General features: G+C 74.6%; 13 protein-coding genes. 3 read left to right on the top strand and 10 right to left on the bottom strand.

The genetic code is table 11. From position 1 onward, the window contains the following. Positions 1-6: 6 nt before the first annotated feature. From ACWC9T_RS32705 to ACWC9T_RS32715, 3 genes are all read right to left on the bottom strand, one after another. Entirely contained in the window at positions 7-2,694 is a 2,688-nt protein-coding gene (locus ACWC9T_RS32705; protein WP_449824672.1) for an SUKH-4 family immunity protein, read from the bottom strand. Positions 2,695-2,761: 67 nt separating this feature from the next. Further along, entirely contained in the window at positions 2,762-3,763 is a 1,002-nt protein-coding gene (locus tag ACWC9T_RS32710; protein WP_449824673.1) for an SMI1/KNR4 family protein, read from the bottom strand. A gap of 199 nt (positions 3,764-3,962) precedes the next feature. Further along, entirely contained in the window at positions 3,963-4,172 is a 210-nt protein-coding gene (locus tag ACWC9T_RS32715) for a hypothetical protein (RefSeq protein ID WP_449824674.1), read from the bottom strand. 230 nt (positions 4,173-4,402) lie between these two features. Here ACWC9T_RS32715 and ACWC9T_RS32720 point away from each other — a divergent pair, with 230 nt between their 5' ends. Beyond that, on the top strand, positions 4,403-4,864 hold the full coding sequence (locus ACWC9T_RS32720; RefSeq protein WP_449824675.1) for a YwqJ-related putative deaminase: 462 nt from the start codon (positions 4,403-4,405) through the stop codon (positions 4,862-4,864). A 92-nt stretch (positions 4,865-4,956) separates the two neighbouring features. Further along, a complete protein-coding gene (locus ACWC9T_RS32725; protein ID WP_449824685.1) occupies positions 4,957-5,472 on the top strand; it encodes an SUKH-3 domain-containing protein in 516 nt (171 codons plus the stop codon). A 13-nt stretch (positions 5,473-5,485) separates the two neighbouring features. Here the strand turns inward: ACWC9T_RS32725 and ACWC9T_RS32730 are convergent, their stop codons facing one another. Continuing rightward, positions 5,486-6,754 carry a sensor histidine kinase gene (locus ACWC9T_RS32730; protein ID WP_449824676.1) on the bottom strand — a complete coding sequence of 423 codons (1,269 nt, stop codon included), beginning with the start codon at positions 6,752-6,754 and terminating at the stop codon, positions 5,486-5,488. Positions 6,755-7,014: 260 nt separating this feature from the next. On the opposite strand from ACWC9T_RS32730, the gene ppc reads away from it, so the two are divergent. Then, on the top strand, positions 7,015-9,810 hold the full coding sequence (gene ppc, locus ACWC9T_RS32735; RefSeq protein WP_449824677.1) for a phosphoenolpyruvate carboxylase: 2,796 nt from the start codon (positions 7,015-7,017) through the stop codon (positions 9,808-9,810). Between the two features lie 65 nt (positions 9,811-9,875). On the opposite strand, the gene ACWC9T_RS32740 is transcribed toward ppc, so the two are convergent. The 6 genes from ACWC9T_RS32740 to ACWC9T_RS32765 all read right to left on the bottom strand — a co-directional run. Further along, positions 9,876-10,769, bottom strand: a complete 894-nt coding sequence (locus ACWC9T_RS32740) for a hypothetical protein (protein WP_449824678.1) — start codon at positions 10,767-10,769, stop codon at positions 9,876-9,878. Further along, a complete protein-coding gene (locus ACWC9T_RS32745) occupies positions 10,759-11,280 on the bottom strand; it encodes a SigE family RNA polymerase sigma factor (protein WP_449824679.1) in 522 nt (173 codons plus the stop codon). The genes ACWC9T_RS32740 and ACWC9T_RS32745 overlap by 11 nt, the downstream gene beginning before the upstream one ends. A gap of 113 nt (positions 11,281-11,393) precedes the next feature. Next, positions 11,394-11,717, bottom strand: a complete 324-nt coding sequence (locus ACWC9T_RS32750) for a hypothetical protein (RefSeq protein ID WP_449824680.1) — start codon at positions 11,715-11,717, stop codon at positions 11,394-11,396. 139 nt (positions 11,718-11,856) lie between these two features. Further along, complete coding sequence (gene pth, locus ACWC9T_RS32755) at positions 11,857-12,435, bottom strand: aminoacyl-tRNA hydrolase (protein WP_449824681.1); 579 nt, start codon at positions 12,433-12,435, stop codon at positions 11,857-11,859. 114 nt (positions 12,436-12,549) lie between these two features. After that, positions 12,550-13,131 (bottom strand): 50S ribosomal protein L25/general stress protein Ctc, encoded by a 582-nt coding sequence (locus tag ACWC9T_RS32760; RefSeq protein ID WP_449824682.1) that lies wholly within the window; start codon positions 13,129-13,131, stop codon positions 12,550-12,552. Between the two features lie 83 nt (positions 13,132-13,214). Continuing rightward, on the bottom strand, positions 13,215-13,462 hold a 248-nt coding region (locus ACWC9T_RS32765; protein WP_449824683.1), incomplete at its 5' end, for a hypothetical protein.

Below are 13,462 nucleotides of genomic sequence, written 5' to 3' on the forward strand. Positions count from 1 at the left end.
GGTCCGCTACAGCAGACCGTCCCAGAACTGCTCCAGCAGCACGGCCCACCAGGTGTCCGCGTTCTGCAGGGCCGCCGGGTCGATCGCGGCGAGCTGCGCCTGGAAGTCGGTGGTCCAGCGACCGGCCTGCTCCGGCGTCAGCCCGTACCGCAGCCGCCACATCCGGCCCAGCAGGGCCAGCGCGCGGACGAACTCCGGTACACCGCTGTTGACGAAGCGCGGCGGCTGGCCGGTTCCGTCGACGTCCACGGCGACCACGTGCGCGGTGCCGTACTGGACGCACAGCTGACGGCCGTAGTCGTTGCCGAGCACCAGGTAGCCGCCGAAGTCCGGGGCCGCGGGGAGGCCGCGCTCGGCGGCCAGCTCGGCGAGGGTCGGGATCGGCCGGCCCTCCTGCGCCTGGGCCCAGAAGAACGGCCCGAAGTCGCGCGGCAGCCCGGCCCACATCAGGCTCTGCGACACCGGCTCCGGCACGCCCTGACGGGAGACCGCGCGCTGCTCGTAGCGGAACAGGTTCTGCCCGAAGGCCTCGCCGACCTCCTGGGCGAGCTGCTGCGGCGGTGCCGGAGGCAGCTGCTGGACCGTCCCGGGCGCGGGCAGCGGCACCCGGAACGGGCGGACCCGCTGGGCGCCCGAGGCCAGCTGGTGCAGCTCGTCCAGGTGGTCGAGCAGCTCGGCCATCCCGGCCTGCCGGGAGGCGTGGTCGCGGCCGTACGGGGCGGTGTGGGTGAGCCGCACGTTCGGCCAGGAGGCCGCGATCATGCGGTTGCAGTAGCCGCCCGGCAGGTCGCAGGACTCCAGCTCGGTGTAGAGCTCCAGCACCTGCTCCGGGGGCACGTTCAGCCGGCGCAGGTCCTGCAGGATCTTCCACTCCGGGTGCGGGGTGCCGGGCTCGCTGCGGTGCAGCAGCTTCTGCTCCGAGCCGTCCGGGCCCCGGTAGCTGAGCGCGGCGAAGTAGCCGGGGCCGACCGCGGGGACCCCGGGCGGGACCGGCGCGCCCTGCGGCGGGCCGGTGACCGGGGTCGGCGGGACGACGCCGGGCGCGGCGCCCGCGTTCGGGTAGCCGTACCCGGCCGCGGGCGCGGCGGGGGCGGTCGGGCCGCCGGGCGGCGGCGGGACGGCGGGGCCGCCGGACGGCGGGGTGCCCGGGTCCGCCGGGCCGGCGAGCAGCGCCGGGTCGATCGCGCTGGCCAGCTGGGTCGCCTCGTACGCGATCCCGGCCGCGGGCCCGGCGGGCGCGCCCTGCGGGGTCGGGGCCGGGGTGTCACCGCTGCGCAGGCCCGCCGGAGGCGGGGGCGGCGGGGTCGAACCGGCCGCCCGGCCGCTGGCACCGCCGACGGGCGTGCCGGAGCCCGGGGTGTGCCTCAGCTCGGCGGGCGGGGGCGGCGGCGGGGCGGTGGCCTGGTTGCGGCCCAGCCCGCCCGAGCCCGAGGAGCCGGAGGGGCCGCCGGACGGACCGCCGCGCAGCGCGGCCGGCGGGGGCGGCGGCGGGGCCGACCCGGGGGCGCGGCCGAGCCCGCCCTGCGCCGACGCAGCGGCGGGCGGGGCGGACGGTGCACCGGGGCCGCCGGGCAGACCGGCCAGCCCACCGGGCGAGGCCAGCATGGTGGGCGCCTGCTCGACCGGCGCACCGCCCGCAGGCGGGGTGACCGGGGCACCGGGCAGGCCCATCAGACCGGGCATGGCGTCCGGCGGCGCGAGCAGCGTCGGCGCCGGCTCGGCGGCCGCGGCGGGCACCGGGGCCGGCGGGGCGGCGGGCGGAGCGGCCGGGGGTTGGGCGACGGACGGCGGGACCGGCGGCATGCCGTAGCCGTCGCTGCCCGGGGGCATCAGCATGGTCGCGGCCTCGGCCCCGGCCGGGGCGGGCGCGTCGGGCAGGTCCGAGCCGGAGGTGCGCAGGCCCTCGGGCATCAGCACGGTCGCCGCCTCGACGCCGACCGGCGCGGTGGGAGCGACTGGAGCGACCGGCTCCACGGGTGCGGCCGGCGGCGGCACCGACGCGGCGGCCGGGGGCTGCGGCGCGAAGACCGGGGGCTGCGGCGCGAAGGCCGGCTCGTCGCCGGGCGGCGGGGCGAGCATGGTCGGCGCGTCCCCGGCGGGCCGGTCGGAGACCGGCGGCGCGGTCAGCACGGCGGGCGCCGGCGGCGCGGACGGCACGGGTGCGGGCGGCACGGGTGCGGGCGGCACGGGTGCGGGCGCCGGAGCGGGAGCCGGGGCGGCCATCGGGGCCGGGGCAGCCGTCGGAGCAGGGGCGGTGGCAGCGGCCGGGGCGGCAGCGCCCCCCAGCTTCTCCGCCTCCGCCGCGATCGCCGCGGCCCCCGCCTCCTGCAGCCACTGCGGCGGGCTGAGCAGGAAGGAGGTGGCCTCCACCGGCCCCGGTGCGGGCTTCGCCGCCCCGGCCGGGTTGGCCGCGACCGGCCGCCCGTACACCTCTTCGTACTGCCGGACCACCTCGTTGACGGGCAGCGCGGGCCAGAGCGTGCTGGCGCCCGAGTCCCGGGCGATCACCAGCCGCGCCTCACCCGAGCCGCTCCCACCGCCGTCCGTACCGGCGGCTTCGTCCGCGGGCGCGACCGCCCAGCAGACGAAGCCCAGGTCGAACTCCCGGACCCGCACCTCGCGCTGCTGCGCGTGCGGCACGCCGCCGTTGATCCACTCCTCGGCGATCTCCTGCGCCTGCGCGTACGTCACCACGCCCGGTTCACCCCTGTCCGCATCCTCTTCGTCCCCCGTTCCACCTGCACCCCGGCGCCCACGCGCGTCAGCCCACCGGGACGGCCCGGGCGAACCCGCCGTCCACCATCAGCTCCGCGACGGTCTCCAGCTCCGGCGGGCTGCCGGCCAGCCGCAGGAGGAAGGCGTCGAAGTCGTCCCCGCAGGGCAGCAGCAGCCGGGCGCAGCGGTCCTCCGGGGCCTCCGGCGCGCCGGAGTCGCGGGCGTCGTCGTACAGGTGGAACCAGACCGAGCCGGTCCGGTCGCCGCGCACCTTGAGCGCGAGGATGCCGCCCTGCACGTAGGCGATGCCCAGGTAGTCCTTGGTGAGGTGGTCGCGCAGGCACTTGTTGGCGTACACGACGTCCTCGGTGCCGTACTCCTCGGTGAGGGTCAGGAACGGCTGGTCGAGCAGCATGCCCAGCTCGGTGTCCAGCGCCACCCCGACCGGGCCGCGGCCGCCGCCCAGCTTGAGGAAGGTCCGGTAGGCGCCGGGCAGCCGGTAGCCGAGCCGCTCCTCGGCGCGCTGCACCAGGTCCTCGGGGACGCCGATCGGGTCGCCACCGTCCTTGGCCAGCGAGAAGTGGACGGGCCGGCGCTCCTGCAGCGGACGGGTGCCGCGGCGGGAGTGGTCGGCGGGCGAGGTGGCCAGGCCGCCGTGGTGCCGCAGCAGGGCCTTGACCTCGACCGGGACGAGCTCCATCCGCCGCCAGCCGGGGGCGGCCCGGCCGACCGCGTGGTGCCAGGTCCAGCCGGGCGGGGTGGCCACCGCGGTCTCCAGGTCGGCCCAGAGCGGGTGGCCCTGGGTGAACAGCGCGGCGTTGGCGGAGACGTAGTCGGTCAGCCGCAGTTCGTCCACGCCGAAGCCCTCCGGCGGGTCGGCGACCTCGGCCGCCGCGGCGGCGTACGGGCCGAAGTCCGGGTAGCCGGACTCGTCCACCCGGACCCCGGCCGGGTGCCGCTCCGCGCGGACCGGATCCGGGAAGTGCACCACCTGACCTGCGTACGCCGCGTTCGGTGCGGCGGCGACGCCGGGCCGACCTGTCGTCATCTGGGAGCCCCCACTGGCTGCTGCAAATTCTCGGTGCGCTTGCTGGGCACCAGCCTAGGGGGTCACCCGGCCGAGCGAACCCCCGCACCCGGCGCCCGTCCCAACACCTCCACGACCCGCAGTTGCCGTGTCTGCGTGAGGTGCGGGTGCAGCGGCAGGTGGACCGGGACGGGGCAGTGCGACCCGGCGCCGATCACCCTCACGGCTTCGGCGAGTTCACGGTCGCCGGTGAACACCCCCAGCCCCGCCCGTGCTGCCCGGCGCCCTGGGACTGCGCCGCGCACTCCACCACCGGACGGCCGCCGGCCACCTCCAACAGTTCCTCCAACGGCGCGAGTTGGCCGAACAGGTGGACGGGCCGCGCCCCCTTCGGCGGGCTGCCGGAACCGTACCGGCCACGGCTCCGCATCGGGGTGGTTTCGGTAGATTGGCGGACAAGTCGTGATGATGGTGTGCGGACCCGGCCGGGGTCGCGTCAGGATGCCAACGGGCGCCCCGCCGATCAACCAACGGCCGTACCGGGGTTCGACCGTGCCCGCACCCCGGTTGTGCGCTTGTCGGTGTCAAATGACAGGCTTGCCCAGGACCAACAGGACCCAACAGGAACCGGACCGCCGGGAACGAGGAGGAGGACACCGCATGACCACCGGTGAGCCGGCGGGCCCGCCCGTGCTGCGCCACCACCGCGACAGCCTGCTGCCCGCCGTCGCCGCCGCGCTGTCGCTCAAGGGCGGCGAGGTGCACACCCTGGCGGGCGACAAGGACGAGCGTCGCCCGGTCCTGCACCCGCTGGTCGGCGACTTCCTGGACGCCCTGCCGGTCGAGGCCCGCGAGCGGTTCACCGGCCGCTGCCCGGAGGCCGTCCTGCTCTCCCAGTACCTGACCACGGTCGACGGCAAGCGCTCGAAGCGAGCGGCCCGCAAGCCGATGAGCCTGAACGAGGCCCGCAAGGCACTCAAGGGCTCCCGGATGACGACCGTACGGATCCGCGAGGAGGGCGACCCGGCGCACGGCACCCACGCCCCGCCGTGCCGCTCCTGCGCCCCGATGCTGGAGCACTTCACCGTGCAGAGCGTCGCCGTCGGGCCGTTCGCGCGCTGATCCGCGCGCCGGCCGCTCCCTCGTACGCCCCCTGTCCCCGATCCCCGGAGTCCGCCCTGAACCCGCCCAGCCCACCCCCGCCCCCGGCCACCCTGTCCTCGGCCGGCACCCTCGGGCGGACCCGCCCGCGCTTCCCCGCCGACGTCGCCGCCGAGCTCAAGACGGCCGGCTGGCACCCCGGCCGCTGGCAGATCCGGCAGGCCGAGGAGTGGGCCGACACCCTGGCCGGGTACGACGGGTCCGGCGGCGTCCCGCACGCGGTGTTCCCGGCGGCGGTGGAGGCCTGGGCCGAGTTCGGCGGCCTCGCCTTCGACCTGTCCGGCCCGGGCCGCCAGCTGGCCCGCACCCCGTTCCTGATCGACCCGCTGTGCGGCCTGCACCAGCCGCGCACCCTGTTCGACCTCGGCCGGGCGCTCGGCACCCAGCTCGCCCCGCTCGGCGAGGAGGCGTACGGGCAGGCGCTGCTGGCCGTCGACGAGGAGGGCCGGGTCTACAGCCTGGACCACACCGGCGAGTGGTTCCTCGGCCACGGCATCGACCAGGCGATCAGCGCCCTGGTCCTGGGCGCCGCCCCGGAACGGCTGCGCACCGCGGAGGAGTACTCCTAGCCTGGTCGGCCCGTCAGCCCAGCCGGTTCGTCCGGACCGCCAGCCTGGACGGCAGCACCGCCTCGACCCGGAACCCGCCGTCCGCCTCCGGTCCGGCCGAGAAGGTGCCGCCGAGCGCGACCACCCGCTCGCGCATGCCGACCAGCCCGTTGCCGCCGCTGGGCAGCTGCGCCGCACCCCGCTCCCCGCCCGGGCAGGCGTTCACCACGCTCACCCGCACCCCGTTCGGCGCGTACGCGAGCAGTACGGACACCTGTGCCCCGCCCGCGTGCTTGTGGGCGTTGGTCAGCCCCTCCTGGACCACCCGGTACGCGGTCTGCTCGGCCTCCCCGGTGAACTCCTGCCGGCCGCCGCTGACCGTCAGGGTCACCGCCATCCCGGCCGCCCGGGACTGGTCGACCAGCCGGGGCAGCCCGGCCAGCGAGTCCGGCTCCGGCTGCCGCTCGTCGTCCATCCGCAGCACGCCTAGGATCTCGCGCAGCTCGTTCAGCGCCTGCCGGCCCACCTCGCCCATCAACTTCGCGCTCTGCGCGGCCTTCTCCGGGTCCTTGCCGACGATCCGCTCCAGCGCCCCGGCGTGCACCACCATCAGCGACACCCGGTGCGCCACCACGTCGTGCATCTCCCGGGCGATCCGGGTGCGTTCCTCCAGCCGCGCCCGGCGGGCGCGCTCCTGCGCCTGCTCGGCCAGCAGGTCCAGCTCGGTCTCCAGGCCGTGGGCGCGGTCCTTGAGGGACTCGATCAGCCGCCGCCTCGCCCCCACGTACAGTCCGGTCACCACCGGCGGGACGGTCAGCCCGACCGCCACCAGCACCGCTATCAGCACCTGGACCCAGAGCGCCGGCTGCTCCACCGTCGAGTCGCCCGGTGTCAGCATGGACACCATCATCACCGCGACCGCCTCACCGAAGGCCAGCCCCGACAGCGACACCACCCGCCAGCGCCGCGTCGGCCACTCCCAGGTCTCCGCCAGCGTGTACAGCGACACCACCAGCAGCAGCACCCCGAGCATCCCGGGCATCAGCACCAGGGTCACCAGCACCGGTACGGCCGGCCACCGCCGGCGCAGCACCAGCGAGCCGCCCGCCAGCGTGCCGAGCACCGCGATCGCGACCGTGCCCGCGCCGGACAGGTGCACCCGGGCCCCCAGGAAGGCGACCGTGCTGGCCGAGCACTCCAGCGCGGCCAGCAGCGCCAGCACGATGTCCAGGAAGGCGCTCCGCCGCCGCTTCCACCACCAGAACGACCGGACCGGCACGCGCTCCCCAGGCGACTTGCTCATGCGTGACAGCCTAAGCGGCAACCCCTCCCCCTCCCCACCGGGATAACCCGGTACACCTCGCGAACTGCTCAAGTGGTCCAGACCGCAGGTGCTTTTCGGCGGGCCTGTCCGCCATCCGGCCACCTCGCGGACAGCGACCGCCCCGACACCTATGCTGGTCGCGTCGGACAGCGCGGTCCGCACGCGTCACACCCGCCACACTGCGCGTGGACCTGTGACGATGAGCCGTTGCCGAACCCCACCACCACAGGGAGCCAGCCGTGACCGCTCCGGTCCCCAACCCGGCGGACAGCCCCACCGCCATCGCCGACAATGCTGCGCTGCGTGCGGACATCCGCCGCCTCGGCGACCTGCTCGGCGAGACGCTGGTCCGCCAGGAGGGCCCCCAGCTGCTGGGCCTGGTCGAACAAGTCCGTCTGCTCAGCCGCACCGACGGCGAGGCCACCGCCGAACTCCTCTCCGACATCGACCTGGACACCGCCGCGAAGCTGGTCCGCGCGTTCTCCACCTACTTCCACCTCGCCAACGTCACCGAGCAGGTGCACCGCGGCCGCGAGTTCGCCACCCGCCGCGCCCGCGAGGGCTCGCTGCTCGCCCAGACCGCCGACCAGCTCGCCGAGGCCGACCCCAAGCACCTCCAGGACACCCTGGCCCACCTCGCGGTCCGCCCGGTCTTCACCGCCCACCCCACCGAGGCCGCCCGCCGCAGCGTGCTCAACAAGCTGCGCCGGATCGGCGAACTCCTCGACCGCATCCACCGCGAGGAGCTCACCTCCGGCCTCGCCGCCGCCGACCCGGCCCGCACCAGCAGCGCCAAGCGCTCCGCCGACCGCCGCCTGGCCGAGGTCATCGACCTGCTCTGGCAGACCGACGAACTGCGCATCGCCCGCCCCGAGCCCACCGACGAGGCCCGCAACGCCGTCTACTACCTGGACGAGCTCTACCGCGAGGCCGTCCCCGAGGTGCTGGAGGAGCTGCACGAGGAACTCGCCCGGGTCGGCCTGGGCCTGCCCGCCGGCGTCCGCCCGCTGACCTTCGGCACCTGGATCGGCGGCGACCGCGACGGCAACCCCAACGTCACCCCGCAGGTCACCTGGGACGTCCTCAACCTCCAGCACGAGTACGGCATCAAGGACGCCCTCGCCGCCATCGACGACCTGCGCAACACCCTCTCCACCTCCGAGCGGCTGGCCGGCGCCTCGGTCGAGCTGCTCGCCTCGCTCAACACCGACCTGCACCGGCTCCCCGAACTCAGCCCCCGCTACAAGCGGATGAACGCCGAGGAGCCCTACCGCCTCAAGGCCACCTGCATCCGGCTCAAGCTGGAGAACACCCGCGAGCGGCTGGCCGGCGGCACCCCGCACATCGAGGGCCGCGACTACCTCGGCACCCGCGAGCTGATCGCCGACCTGCGGCTTATCCAGGACTCGCTGCGCGCCCACCGCGGCGAACTGATCGCCGACGGCCGCCTGGCCCGCGCCATCAACACCATCGAGGCCTTCGGCCTCCAGCTCGCCACCATGGACGTGCGCGAGCACGCCGAGGCCCACCACCACGCCCTCGGCCAGCTCTTCGACCGCCTCGGCGAGGAGGCCTGGCGCTACGCCGACATGCCCCGCGAGTACCGGCAGAAGCTGCTCGCCAAGGAGCTGCGCTCGCGCCGCCCGCTCGCCCCCACCCCGGCCCCGCTGGACGAGGCCGGCACCAAGACCCTCGGCGTCTTCAACACCATCCGCGAGGGCTTCGAGCGCTTCGGCGACGAGATCGTCGAGAGCTACATCATCTCGATGTGCCAGGGCGCCGACGACGTCTTCGCCGCCACCGTGCTGGCCCGCGAGGCCGGCCTGATCGACCTGCACACCGGCGTCGCCAAGATCGGCATCGTGCCGCTGCTGGAGACCACCGACGAGCTCCAGCAGGCCGACCGCATCCTGGACGAGATGCTCTCCGACCCGTCCTACCGACTGCTCGTCTCGCTGCGCGGCGACGTCCAGGAGGTCATGCTCGGCTACTCCGACTCCTCCAAGTTCGGCGGCATCACCACCTCCCAGTGGGAGATCCACCGGGCCCAGCGCCGGCTGCGCGACGTCGCCCACCGCTACGGCATCCGGCTGCGCCTCTTCCACGGCCGCGGCGGCACCGTCGGCCGCGGCGGCGGGCCCTCGCACGAGGCCATCCTGGCCCAGCCCTGGGGCACTCTGGAGGGCGAGATCAAGGTCACCGAGCAGGGCGAGGTCATCTCCGACAAGTACCTGCTCCCCTCCCTCGCCCGGGAGAACCTGGAGCTGACCCTCTCCGCCACCCTGGCCGCCTCCGCTCTGCACACCTCCCCGCGCCAGGCCCCCGAGGAGCTGGCCCGCTGGGACGCCGCGATGGACCAGGTCTCCGAGGCCGCCCACACCTCCTACCGGGCCCTGGTCGACCAGGACGACCTGCCGAAGTACTTCTTCGCCGCCACCCCGGTCGACCAGCTCGCCTCGCTGCACCTGGGCTCCCGCCCGTCCCGCCGCCCCGACTCCGGCGCCGGCCTGGACGGCCTGCGGGCCATCCCGTGGGTGTTCGGCTGGACCCAGTCCCGCCAGATCGTCCCCGGCTGGTACGGCGTCGGCTCCGGTCTCGCCGCCGCCCGCGCGGCCGGCCTCGGCGACGTGCTGGACGAGATGCACGGCCAGTGGCACTTCTTCCGCAACTTCCTGTCCAACGTCGCCATGACGCTGGCCAAGACCGACCTGCGGATCGCCCGCCACTACGTCGAGCAGCTGGTACCCACCGAGCTGCACCACATCTTCGACCAGATCGTCGCCGAGCACGACCTCACCCTGCGCGAGGTCCTGCGGCTCACCGGCGAGAGCGAACTGCTGGAGCACAACCCGGTGCTGAAGCAGACCTTCACCGTCCGTGACGCCTACCTCGACCCGATCTCCTACCTCCAGGTCGCGCTGCTGCGCCGCCAGCGCGAGGAGGTCGCGGCGGGCCGCAGCGAGGACCCGCTGCGCGCCCGCGCGCTGCTGCTCACCGTCAACGGCATCGCCGCCGGCCTGCGCAACACCGGCTGACGGGCGCGCACGGCGAAGGGGCCGGCGGCGGGCGCACTGCCCGCCGCCGGCCCCGCTGGTTCTCCCTACCGGACCTCGACCACCAGAGGGCCGTACCTCGCCTTGACCTCCGCTCCGGCGGAGGCCCACTGCGGGGTGTCGACCACCAGCCCGGCACCGTCGTTGGCGACCGCCACGAACTGGATCTCCACGCCCTTGGAGCGCCAGTACGCGCGGTCCCCGTCGATCCGGGCCGCCAGGGCCTTCTGGTCGTCGAGCGACGCGACCGCGTCGACGAACCGCACCTTCAGCGCGGGCCGGTCGGCCATCATCCGGGCCACGGCGGTGTCCAGGTTGGAGCCCGGGACCCGCATCACGTGCACCGTGCTCGTGTCGTCCTCGAAGCAGAGGCCGAAGTAGTGGTCCCGGTAGCTCGTGGTCGCCATCCTGCCCACGGCCTCGGCCGTCCGCTCCAGATCGAGCCGCTGCAACTGCGCGGATGACGGCGCCGACGGCGACCCCGAGGACGCGGGCCCGGACGCGGGCGCCCCCGACGACGAAACGCCGGACGACGGCGCCCCGGACGACGGCACCCCCGACGACGAAACGCCGGACGACGGCAGGCTCGGGTGGAAGTGCACCCCCGGCGTCCGCAGCGACGTCGGTCCCTCCGTGCACGCGAAGAGCGGGCTCACGTCGTCCCGGCCCCACCCCCGCGTCGCGCTCGCCGACGGCAGGCCCGTCCCGGCCGCGCCCACCGCACTGCCGACGCCCGAACCACCGCCGCCCAACTGCGTCAGCACCCCCGCGCCGACCGCCAGCGCCGCCACCGCCGTCACCCCCCGCACGACACCCTGCCGCCGTGCCCGTCGCCGCCCCGCCTCGCGCAGCTCGGCCAGCGGCGGGCTGCCGCCGACCTCCGCCGCGCGCGCCCCGAGCCGGACGACCAGCTCCTCCTCGAACCCGTCCTCAGCGCTCACGACCCACCAACTCCTTGATCGGTTCCAGTTCCTGTCGAAGCGCCTTGATCCCCCGCGCCAGATGGGTCTTCGCCGTGGGCACCGAGCACCCCAGCTCCTCCGCCACCTGGGCGACCGACAGGTCCAGGTAGTAACGCAGCACCACCGCCGCGCGCTGCCGCCGGGGCAGCCCGGCCATCGCCGCCGCCAACTGCTCGTCCCGCTCGGCCTCCTGGGCCGCCGGTCCGTCCGGCGGCGCGGACGTCAGCACCTCGCGTCTGGTGCGGCGCCACCGCGAGACGTGGGTGCGCACCATCGTCCGGCGGACGTACCCCTCGGCCGCCCCCGGGTCCCGGATCGCCGACCGTTTCGGATACACCCGGGCCAGCGCGTCATGCAGCAGGTCCCGGGCGTCGTGGACGTCCCCGGTGATCAGGTAGGCGCCCCGGAGCAGGGCCTGGTACCGAGCCGACACGAACTCGTCGAACGGATCGGATCCGGAACCCCCCGGGCGCATCGATTCGCGCTTCATACCCTCCAGACGCCCCGACCACCGAAAACGGATGACATGCCGGCGACCGGATCCCGGACACACGAAGGGGCCGGCGCCCACTCCCGTGGACACCGGCCCCTCACGTCACGTTCCTACTCCGCGGGCTCGCCCGCGCGCCGGCGCTTCAGCCACAGCGCGACGCCGCCTGCCACGACCACCAGGCCGCCGCCGACCGCCAGCAGCCCGGCGTCCGGCCCGACCGTGTCGCCGAGCACCGGAGCGAACTGCACCGCCGCCGGCTCCGGCGAGACCGCCGGATCCGGCTCCGCCGCCGGATCGGCGTGCGCCACCGCACCGCTGGACAACAACACTCCGGCCGCCCCCAGCGCACCGGCCGTGCCGACCCGTCGTCCGAGCTGCTTCAGCCGGACCACCCGGAGCCGCCGAAGTCGGCGGACCGGACGCAATCTCCGCATCGAGAACTCCCCACGACCCGTTCGCGTACCAGGCCGACGCTATCCGATCCCGCACAGGGTTCTCACATGGATTCAGGTTTGGAACGGCAAGCGTTGTACGACTGTTGCGCACCGCGCGCAGCACGTCCATGACGGCCAGTCAGGAGTTGTACGTGCCCTGCGCCCGCTCCAGCCCCTCGGACAGCAGCGCCTCCACCGCGTCCGCCGAGCGGTCCACGAACCACTCCAGCTCCTTGCGCTCGGTCGAGGAGAAGTCCTTCAGCACGAAGTCCGCGACCTCCATCCGGCCCGGCGGACGACCGATCCCGCAGCGCACCCGGTGGTAGTCCGGGCCCAGTGACTTGGTGATCGACTTCAGCCCGTTGTGGCCGTTGTCGCCGCCGCCCAGCTTCAGCCGCAGCGCCGCGTAGTCGATGTCCAGCTCGTCGTGGACGACGATCAGCGCCGAGGCCGGCACCTTGTAGAAGTCCCGCAGCGCCGTCACCGGCCCGCCGGAGAGGTTCATGAAGGACATCGGCTTGGCCAGCACCACCCGCCTGCCCGCCAGCCGACCCTCGGCCACCTGCGCCCGGCTCTTGTGCGCCTTGAACTTCGCGCCCAACCGCCGCGCCAGCAGGTCCACCACCATGAAGCCGATGTTGTGCCGGTTCCGGGCGTACTGCTCCCCGGGGTTGCCCAGCCCCACCACCAGCCAGGGCCCGTCGTACTCCTCAGCCATTCCTTGCTCTCCTCGCCTTAGCGCTCGACGTCATCATCCCGGACACACCGCTGCCCCGGTCGCTCCAGCGGGAGCGACCGGGGCAGCGGTCTCAGCTGTTAAGCGCTGGGAGGCTCAGGCCTCGGCGCCCTCGGCCTCGGCGCCCTCGGCCGGGGCGGCCTGGGCGGCGATGACCTGCAGCACGACGGCGTCGGCGTCGACGGCCAGCGAGACGTTGGCCGGCAGGACGATGTCCTTGGCGTGGACCGAGGCACCGGCCTCCAGGCCCTCGACCGAGACGGTGACGGCCTCGGGCAGGTGGGTGGCCTCGGCCTCGACCGGCAGGGCCTGCAGGACGTGCTCCAGCAGGTTGCCGCCCGCGGCCAGCTCACCCTCGGTGTGGACCGGAACCTCGACGGTGACCTTCTCGCCACGCTTGACCAGCAGCAGGTCGACGTGCTCGATGGTGCGCTTGATGGCCTCGCGCTGGACGGCCTTCGGCAGCACGTACTCGTCCTTGCCGTCGATCGGGACGACCAGCAGGGCGTTCGGGGTCTTGAGGGCCATCATCAGGTCGTGGCCGGGCAGGTTCAGGTGAACCGGGGCGTGGCCGTGGCCGTAGACGACACCGGGGACGAAGCCGGCGCGGCGGGCGCGACGGGCGGCACCCTTGCCGAACTCGGTACGGGTCTCAGCGGCAAGGCGGATCTCGGACACGACTGCACTCCTCGTGAAGACTGGCGCGGGGGTGCAGGCAACGCGAAAAACCGCCGGGACCACACCCTCAGTACGTTCGGGGGTCACTCGGCGGCAACGGCTTCTGCCGGCGGACGGAATCCGCTACCGGCAGCGCGTCGATCACGGTGTCGGTGCCCGTCCAGCAGGCACACGGCATCCCTCGCCGAGCAGTTGCACGAGTCTAACCGCATCGGCGCCCTCCCGCGAAATCGGCGGCGGCCCCGGCCCCCCTCGATCGAGGGGGGCTGGCCGTCCGCAAGCGCCGGGCCGACCAGGTACTCGACGATCCGCTCCTTCACGTCGCCGAGGC

It is taken from the genome of Kitasatospora sp. NPDC001159, from assembly GCF_053598235.1.

Bases quoted from the DNA above. Each gene is read 5' to 3' on its own strand.
- ACWC9T_RS32750 (WP_449824680.1), bottom strand. From the start codon at position 11,717: ATGCGGAGATTGCGTCCGGTCCGCCGACTTCGGCGGCTCCGGGTGGTC.
- ACWC9T_RS32745 (WP_449824679.1), bottom strand. From the start codon at position 11,280: ATGAAGCGCGAATCGATGCGCCCGGGGGGTTCCGGATCCGATCCGTTC.
- ACWC9T_RS32710 (WP_449824673.1), bottom strand. From the start codon at position 3,763: ATGACGACAGGTCGGCCCGGCGTCGCCGCCGCACCGAACGCGGCGTAC.
- ACWC9T_RS32730 (WP_449824676.1), bottom strand. From the start codon at position 6,754: ATGAGCAAGTCGCCTGGGGAGCGCGTGCCGGTCCGGTCGTTCTGGTGG.
- ACWC9T_RS32720 (WP_449824675.1), top strand. From the start codon at position 4,403: ATGACCACCGGTGAGCCGGCGGGCCCGCCCGTGCTGCGCCACCACCGC.
- ACWC9T_RS32715 (WP_449824674.1), bottom strand. From the start codon at position 4,172: ATGCGGAGCCGTGGCCGGTACGGTTCCGGCAGCCCGCCGAAGGGGGCG.
- pth (WP_449824681.1), bottom strand. From the start codon at position 12,435: ATGGCTGAGGAGTACGACGGGCCCTGGCTGGTGGTGGGGCTGGGCAAC.